The organism is Fusibacter sp. (assembly GCF_057447755.1).
This window is the reverse complement of sequence record NZ_JBVBZF010000167.1, coordinates 1-7,582: the sequence shown is the minus strand read 5'-3', so window position 1 is coordinate 7,582 and position 7,582 is coordinate 1. Positions and strand designations below refer to the sequence as shown.

The 7,582-nt window shown below is 37.8% G+C and carries 8 protein-coding genes; all 8 read right to left on the bottom strand.

The genetic code is table 11. The features are described 5' to 3' along the window. Window positions 1–81: 81 nt before the first annotated feature. Window positions 82–357 carry a SemiSWEET transporter gene (locus AC220I_RS15170; protein ID WP_486724701.1) on the bottom strand — a complete coding sequence of 92 codons (276 nt, stop codon included), beginning with the start codon at window positions 355–357 and terminating at the stop codon, window positions 82–84. Window positions 358–464: 107 nt separating this feature from the next. Next, window positions 465–1,211 (bottom strand): Na-translocating system protein MpsC family protein, encoded by a 747-nt coding sequence (locus tag AC220I_RS15165; RefSeq protein WP_486724700.1) that lies wholly within the window; start codon window positions 1,209–1,211, stop codon window positions 465–467. 59 nt (window positions 1,212–1,270) lie between these two features. After that, a complete protein-coding gene (locus AC220I_RS15160; RefSeq protein ID WP_486724699.1) occupies window positions 1,271–3,466 on the bottom strand; it encodes an ATP-binding protein in 2,196 nt (731 codons plus the stop codon). Window positions 3,467–3,572: 106 nt separating this feature from the next. After that, complete coding sequence (locus tag AC220I_RS15155) at window positions 3,573–5,087, bottom strand: tripartite tricarboxylate transporter permease (RefSeq protein ID WP_486724698.1); 1,515 nt, start codon at window positions 5,085–5,087, stop codon at window positions 3,573–3,575. 9 nt (window positions 5,088–5,096) lie between these two features. Further along, on the bottom strand, window positions 5,097–5,594 hold the full coding sequence (locus AC220I_RS15150) for a tripartite tricarboxylate transporter TctB family protein (protein ID WP_486724697.1): 498 nt from the start codon (window positions 5,592–5,594) through the stop codon (window positions 5,097–5,099). Between the two features lie 57 nt (window positions 5,595–5,651). After that, window positions 5,652–6,719 carry a tripartite tricarboxylate transporter substrate binding protein gene (locus AC220I_RS15145; RefSeq protein ID WP_486724696.1) on the bottom strand — a complete coding sequence of 356 codons (1,068 nt, stop codon included), beginning with the start codon at window positions 6,717–6,719 and terminating at the stop codon, window positions 5,652–5,654. A 36-nt stretch (window positions 6,720–6,755) separates the two neighbouring features. Continuing rightward, window positions 6,756–7,265, bottom strand: coding sequence for a citrate lyase holo-[acyl-carrier protein] synthase (gene citX, locus AC220I_RS15140; RefSeq protein WP_486724695.1), 510 nt, complete (start codon window positions 7,263–7,265; stop codon window positions 6,756–6,758). A gap of 4 nt (window positions 7,266–7,269) precedes the next feature. Then, on the bottom strand, window positions 7,270–7,582 hold a 313-nt coding region (locus tag AC220I_RS15135), incomplete at its 5' end, for a citrate lyase subunit alpha (RefSeq protein ID WP_486724694.1).

Below are 7,582 nucleotides of genomic sequence, written 5' to 3'. Positions count from 1 at the left end.
TTTTGAGTACGTGTATGATCTTTAAGTCTTCATACCCATTATTAGAGACACCTATACTTATTTCGATAAATCTATATCCTCTTATTTTGTCTTTTTCTTCTCTTTCATAGCATTTTGCCAAGTATAAAAAAGTATGATCACTGCAAACACAAGCGTAATTGAATTCGCAAAGATTACAGGCAATTGCATTGTCATAAAGCCATAAATCGCCCACAAAAGGACACCAATTGTAAAAATGGCGTACATCTCTAGTGATATGCCTTCAGTCTTTTTAGTCCGAACAACCTTTATGGCCTGAGGCAGAAAAGAAAATGTGGTCAGAAAGGCTGCGATTAGACCTAGAACCGTACTTGTCATGATGTAACTCCTTTCTAAAATAAAACCCATATGGGAAATACGTTAAGTATATCCCATTTTCACAAAATTTCAATGGTTTTATCTCTACAAAAGGCTAAATTTCCGTCTTAAATCTCTAGGATCAATTTGATCATATCGACATCTTTTTGACTGTTGCAACTTTGACTCATCCAAATCGCTCGAAAGCCTGTTAAATCCTTTATTGCAGCTTCAATTTCGGCTTGAACTTGTTGATAATAAGTTTCCCTTATATAATCTGCAATCCGCTTGTTTTCTTCTGCACTTAATATTGTTTGTTCAAGTTGTGTTCTAGAGCCAGTAATTACAATCTCGATCAGGTTTGCCCTAAGAAAGGCACTTACTTTTTGTGGCCCTTTTCCCGAGGTTGCTTTGATGGTCTTTGCTACCTCAGCCTCGATCTTCCGTTCGATGAGTTTACTCTCTTCAACGTTAATTGAGTTCAATGTATTTTCAAAATTTTGCTTGTTTATTTTCTTTTTGACACTTTCAAGGGCCTGTGTTAAAACTTCTATCTCTAGTGGCTTCAATAAATAGCGTTCAATCCCGATTTCTATGGAAGACTGCATGAGCTCAACATCGCTAAGTGCCGTGGTGATGATTACAGGCACACGATCATTGATTTCCCGTATTTTGCGAGTCATATCAATACCGTCCATTACGGGCATTTTTAGGTCTGTAATAATAAAATCGATTGGAAATTGCTCAAATTTTTCAAGCCCATCTTGTCCATTTTCGGCCACAATAAGGTGCCCTACTCTACGCTTTAAAAATCTAGCGATTTCCTCTCTCAAAAATGGTTCGTCTTCAACGTATAAGCACGTTAATTCTTTCATGATAATTCCCCCTTTATCAATTTCGGAATACTCTGATACATAAGAAGTACATTTTAGCGCTATATAATAGGAAGCTTAATCATCACGCAAAGTCCGTCCTGAGTATTTCGAGCCAAAATTTCGCCATCAAAATTTTTCTCAACGATAACCTTGGCAATGTAAAGTCCAAGTCCGGTTCCGTTTTGAGCTTCTTTGGTCGTATAGTACATTTCAAATATTTTTGATAATTTTTCCTCAGATATACCGCCACCCGTATCTTCAATCTCCAAACAAACACAACCGTCTGATTCAAAACAGGTTACTTTTATTTTTCGATGATCTGAACCATTGGTGATAATGGCATCAATGGAATTGTTCAATATACTAAATAAGACCTGAGAAAGCTGATTTGGCCTGCCAAGCATAAGGATATCCCTCTCATGAGCCATTGTAATATCAATGTTATTGAGTCTAATGCGCTCACGTAAGAAATCAAGTGTTTGATCCAGCACCTTTGACATTAAAAAGTTCTCTTTATTATTCTTAGGGTTAAAGAAGTATCTAAAGTCGTCAATTGTTTGAGACATGTATTTGATGAGTTCTTGCAATCGATGCCCTTGATTCTTTAGAAATTTTTCGTCCAACTCCTTGTAAGCATAGGCATCTTCAATATTATTAAAAATCATTGAAATGCCGCTTAGTGGCTGTCGCCATTGGTGGGCAATACTACCAATCATTTCGCCCATGGCAGCTAATCTCGATTGATAAATCATAAGAGCTTCCTTGCGTTTGTTTTCCATCATCTCTTCTTCAAAGCGCTTTTTCATGGTGATATCCCTGGAAATCATAACCATTTGATTTGTATTCTCCAAAACCATCGGCTTAATATTGATTTCAACTGGGATTTCTATACCATTATTGCCTTTTAAGACATCTTCAAACATATAGCTTTGATGTAAAAGAAGGTCTCTTTTGATTTCATTGAGTTTTTCTGGTGTAATATAGGTACTAATGTCCTGATAATGCATATTCAAAAGGGCTTCTTTTGAATAGCCCAGTGACTGAGTCACCTTGAAATTGACCTCTTCTATTTGAGCATCTTTCTCCATATCAATAACAAAAATACAATCTGAACCGGATTCAAATATATTTTCGAATTTATTTTTGCTCTCTATTAGCTCTTTTTCTAGGATGATCCGTTGATTGATATCCTCTTCAAGTTCTTCATTAAGTTCTTTTACTTTGACAAGGAGTGCATGCTCTTTGGCAATTAAGGCCTGGTCTTTTCGCACCCTATAAATGTAGAGTAAAGTTGTCACAAAAATCAATATGATAAAAAAATTGATAATAATGATATTGTAGGTACGTTCCCTTAAGAAAGATACAACCTCAAGATAGTCTTTAGAAACATTTACAATCCAAAAATCGTCTCCTATTTGGGCAGGTGCGTATGCACTAAACTTCTTGACGCGTTTTTGATCATTATCATTAAACCATAAGGAATGGTAGATCCCTACGCCAGATTCACCTTTTTTTTGTTTTTCGACCAGTGATTCAAGTTCGGACCAATCGAAATCGGGATATGTTCTCGTTCTTGCTTCCATTACATTCTCTCCGATATCTTCTGTGTTAGGGTGCATAATTAAAATCCCATCTGAATCCTTGACAGAAGCATACCCCTTTTCACCCGCCTTAACAGGTGCTATAAAGGTATAGTAAATCGTATCCAGTTTTATCTTGGCATATAGTGCACCACTAATTTGACCCTCTATCTCAACAGGTTGAAGGATATTGATATAGAGTTTTTCCTGCTCCTTATAAATATCACCTACAATGGCTTTCTTATCCCGATACATCTTTTGAAGGTCCGTTTCAATGCCATGTCCATAATCCGTTGTGGGATAAGTGTAGATTTCCTTGCCATTTTGGTCAAGCAATCGTATCAGTTCGATGTTGTTGCTTTGTATACTATAGTAATCCTCTAAATTCTGAAAGGCTGTCTCACTCAAAAGCTCGCTTTGATATGCCGTGTAATTACTGATAAAATATCTGTTCTTCGCGAGGATCTCCAGATTATGGGTTTGATATATAAAAAAGCGCTCCAGGCTATTGGCAACTGTATCCGCAAGGGATAACAACTGTGATTGCTCAATCTCGATGACATTATTTTGTATTGCCCTATAATTAAAATAAGACGCCAAAACAATTACAACCATTACGCCAATTGCTATTAAGAAAATAAAGACACTTTTAAGCTGTCGATTAATGTTTTTCATAAGACATGTTCCTTTTGTTTTTTTCATCATTATATGTGACAAACAGACTTTATTCAAGCACTAAAGCCACCTTTCGGTGGCTTTGAGATTTAAATTCAGTTGAAAATTACATTGCTTTAGCTTCTTGACCGCCCTTGATCATTTTTACAGCAAATTTCTTTATTGCTGGATAAGCAACTGAAACTACTGTGATTACAATAAGTGCCTTTGCTAAAGGTGAAGTTACGAAAATTGACATATCGCCGTCAGAGATTCTAGTCGCTTGTCTAAAAGATTGCTCCATAGTATTTCCTACAATTACAGCTAGGATCATTGGCGCAGTCGGCACTTTTGCTTTTTCCATAAAGTAGCCGAGGACACCAAAAATCACTAAGATATAGAAATCAACTACTGAATTGGAAATTGCATAAGTTCCCACAAACGCCAAACCTAACACCAATGGATAAAGTATTTTAGCTGGAATTGCAAGTACTCTTACGAGTAGACCAGCCATTGGTATATTGACAATTGCTAACACAAAGTTACCAATGATCATACTTGCGATAAGTCCCCAAGCAACGTCAGGATGTTGTGTAAAGAGTAACGGACCTGGTTGGATACCAAGCATCAACAATGCACCCATCATAATTGCTGTTGTACCTGAACCCGGAATACCTAAAGTTAACATCGGTATAAATGCACCAACTGATGCGGCATTGTTTGCTGCCTCTGGTGCTGCAAGACCAATAATTTCACCTTTTCCAAATTCATCAGGATTTTTAGACAATTGCTTTTCATTATTATATGCCATCAAAGATGCCATCGTACCACCAGCACCTGGTAATGCGCCAACAATAAACCCAAGCGGTGTACTTCTAAGAATTGGCAACCATGTTCTTTTCCATTCTTCTTTTGTAATCCAAATTCTTCCGAAATTGGTTTGAGGTACTTTTTTACCTTCATTAATTTCTTTATATGCCTTAAATACTTCTCCAAGTGCATAAAGCCCAATGATCACCACAAGAAAATCTATTCCTGTTTGTAATTCTAAAACGCCGAATGTAAATCTTGAAATACCAGATTGAGCATCAATCCCAACAGTTGCAATCATTAAACCAAAAATTGTTGAGATAAAGCCTTTTACCATATTGCCTTTTGACATAGATGCTGTCATCGAAAGTGCCGCTACCATCAATAAAAAGTATTCAGCTGGACCAAATTTAAGTGCAAATTTGGCAACTGGTGTTGCTAACATAATTAAAAATACTACCGATAATAATCCACCTATAAACGAGGCTATGGCACTTATTGCAAGTGCAGACTCCGCTTTACCATTCATGGCCATTGGATAACCATCAAATGTTGCCGCAAGTGCCGCACCATCACCAGGTGTGTTGATGAGAATTGAGCTTCTAGAGCCTCCAAACATGGCACCATAGTAAACGCCTGCCATTGTAATAAGCGCTGCTGTTGGACTCATTGAAAATGTAAGTGGTAATAATACTGCTACACCAGTCGCTGGACCTAAACCCGGTAACATACCTACGATTGTGCCTAATACACCACCGAAAGTGATTAAAAGCAAGTGATACGGTTGAACTGCTATCGCCAAACCGTCAAACAAGTGTTGTAATACTTCCATTTGATCCTCCTAGATATTTATGAAAGGCGTCATCGGTAAGCTGATGCCTAAAAGGTAGAAGAAGATATAATATACTACGACACTAAAGAGGAGTGCCACAATACTATTTTTGACCCATTTTTTACCGTTTGTAATGGTCAATATTGCCATCATGAATAAAATTGTTGATATGACATAACCGAAATGTTCAAGGATCAATGCATATGCAAGCGATGCCAATACGGTTAAGAAAATCATCTTTTGACTTAATTTATCATTTGCAGTTGATGTTTCCTTTATTTTTTGGAAAGCTCTTTTAGTCGAATCAATGTCGCTTCTAAAAATTAATATGATACCAAATATAATCATGCATGCTGCTAGAATTAAAGGGAACATTGATGGTGCTAAGGGATTTCCCATTGGGCTTCTTTTTAAGGTGTAAGCTAAAAAACCATATATGACGCCAAGTACTACAGAGATGCTTCCTGTAAGGAAATCAAAATTTGCAGCCTTTTTATTGTTTTCCATATTGCCTCCATTTATAAGGGGAGCCCTCAGAGAGGGCTCTACCTAAACTAACCGTTATTATTGTACTAAAAGACCGATTTCTTCAAGAATCGTTTTATATTCTTCGTTTTTCTCAGCTAAGAATTTAGTAAAGTCTTCTTGACCCATGTAAGCATCAGCCCAGCCATGTTTAGCACGCTCTGCATTCCACTCGTCAGATTGAACCATTTTCGCTAAAGTCTCTTGCCAGAAATCCACTGCGTATTGAGGCATGTTTGGTGCACCGAATAAACCTCTCCAGTTTTCAAATGTTGCGTCGATACCTTGCTCAACACATGTAGGAATCTCAGCTAACATACCTTCGCCAACTCTTTCAGCACCTGTATGAGCAAGTGCAATTAAATCGCCACTCTCGATTAATGATTGAACATCACCAAGACCAGTTGTTAATAAATCTACGTGACCGCCTAAGATTTGAGCAGTTGCTGTACCATCTTGGAAGCTGATGTAGTCAATATCTTTTAAGTTTGTAACGCCAGCTGCTTTAGCGATGATTAAGAATTGGATGTGGTCCATAGAACCTGCAGATGAGTTACCACCAATTTTAACGCTTTTAGGATCTTCTTTTAAAGCATCCATAACGTCTTTGATTGTTTTATATTTTGAATCTTTAGGCACTACGAATGCACCGTAATCCGTGATTAATCTAGCAAGTGGTGTTGTGTTTTCGTAGCTGTACTCACTTGAACCGTTTAAGTTGATTAATAAGATTGGTGGAGAGTAAACAGAAATTAACTTATCTGAACCTTCTTGTGTTTGCATGTAAGCGAGGTTGACACCGCCGCCGCCACCTGAATTGTTTGTTACAGGCATTGGTTTTTCAACTAATTTTGTATCTTGTAATACTTTAGCTACTGTTCTGATTGTTAAATCCCAGCCACCGCCTGCGCCGCCTGGTGCGATAAACTCAAGTGCTCCTTTTGGATAGTCCACTTTTTGTTCAACTTGTGCTTCTGATCCTGAAGACTCAGTTGTCGCTGCTGTTTCAGCTGTTGCTGTCGCTTTTGGTGCACAACCTGTTAAAGTCATTGCGCCAACAAGTGAAAGCGCCATTACAGATGACCATAATTTTCTTCTTAAACTCATTCTCATTTCCTCCTATAAAGTTTGTTTCATAATATCTTAAAGCCCTTTGGCTTTTGAGATCAAAAATAATTCCAGTGCTTCTAAATCGTGCTTTCTGCCTCTTGCACACTCGTAAGCGGGTTGATCACAAAGGTAACATTTTCGAACGCTTTCCTTTAAATCTTCCCTTGTAAGCGCTCTCCCTTGAGCGTCGTAAACGTCAATATCGAAAATTCTACCAAGCGCATGTGTTTCTTCTTCCTGAACACATAACTTCTTAACCAAGTCCGCATTTTGAGCCACATAAAATATGCTAACATATTCAGGTGTTTCACCGAACCGAGTCAGGGCTGAGGTCACATCTTCAAGGGCAATTGCATTGATCTTGCAGGTGGATTCCACTGCCTTCACCGCTTCTTTAAACAATTTCTCTGACCAAATCGATTTCTTGTTGGGTCCGGGTATATTGACTCTGACCACAACCAAGGTTCTCGAATCCTCAGTTGTCAATGCTTGGATGACATGATTTTTAAGTTCTCGATATTTTAATAATGCCTCAAGGGTCATGTTTTTATCCTCTTTTGCGAATCTTATCCACAATAGAACCATCTCTATATTCAATGATTGCCACAACTTGATCATCAAATGGAATTGGAGATGCTTTCCCGACGATTTTCTCTGCTTGGTCCACCAAATAATCAATGGTTACAATTGGCAAGCTTGTCTTTGATAGTGTTTCTATCAAATCTCTTCTAAGTGGATTGATTGCAATGCCTCTTTCTGTAACAAGTACATCCACTGTGCTACCAGGTGTTATGATACTGGTTACTTTTTCAATCACAGTGGCTAAACGCCCTCTGTAAAGGGGTGCTACAATAATGGTA

Coding starts and splice junctions, on each gene's coding strand:
- AC220I_RS15170 (WP_486724701.1), bottom strand. CDS start 357: ATGACAAGTACGGTTCTAGGTCTAATCGCAGCCTTTCTGACCACATTT.
- AC220I_RS15165 (WP_486724700.1), bottom strand. CDS start 1,211: ATGAAAGAATTAACGTGCTTATACGTTGAAGACGAACCATTTTTGAGA.
- AC220I_RS15160 (WP_486724699.1), bottom strand. CDS start 3,466: ATGAAAAACATTAATCGACAGCTTAAAAGTGTCTTTATTTTCTTAATA.
- AC220I_RS15155 (WP_486724698.1), bottom strand. CDS start 5,087: ATGGAAGTATTACAACACTTGTTTGACGGTTTGGCGATAGCAGTTCAA.
- AC220I_RS15150 (WP_486724697.1), bottom strand. CDS start 5,594: ATGGAAAACAATAAAAAGGCTGCAAATTTTGATTTCCTTACAGGAAGC.
- AC220I_RS15145 (WP_486724696.1), bottom strand. CDS start 6,719: ATGAGTTTAAGAAGAAAATTATGGTCATCTGTAATGGCGCTTTCACTT.
- citX (WP_486724695.1), bottom strand. CDS start 7,265: ATGACCCTTGAGGCATTATTAAAATATCGAGAACTTAAAAATCATGTC.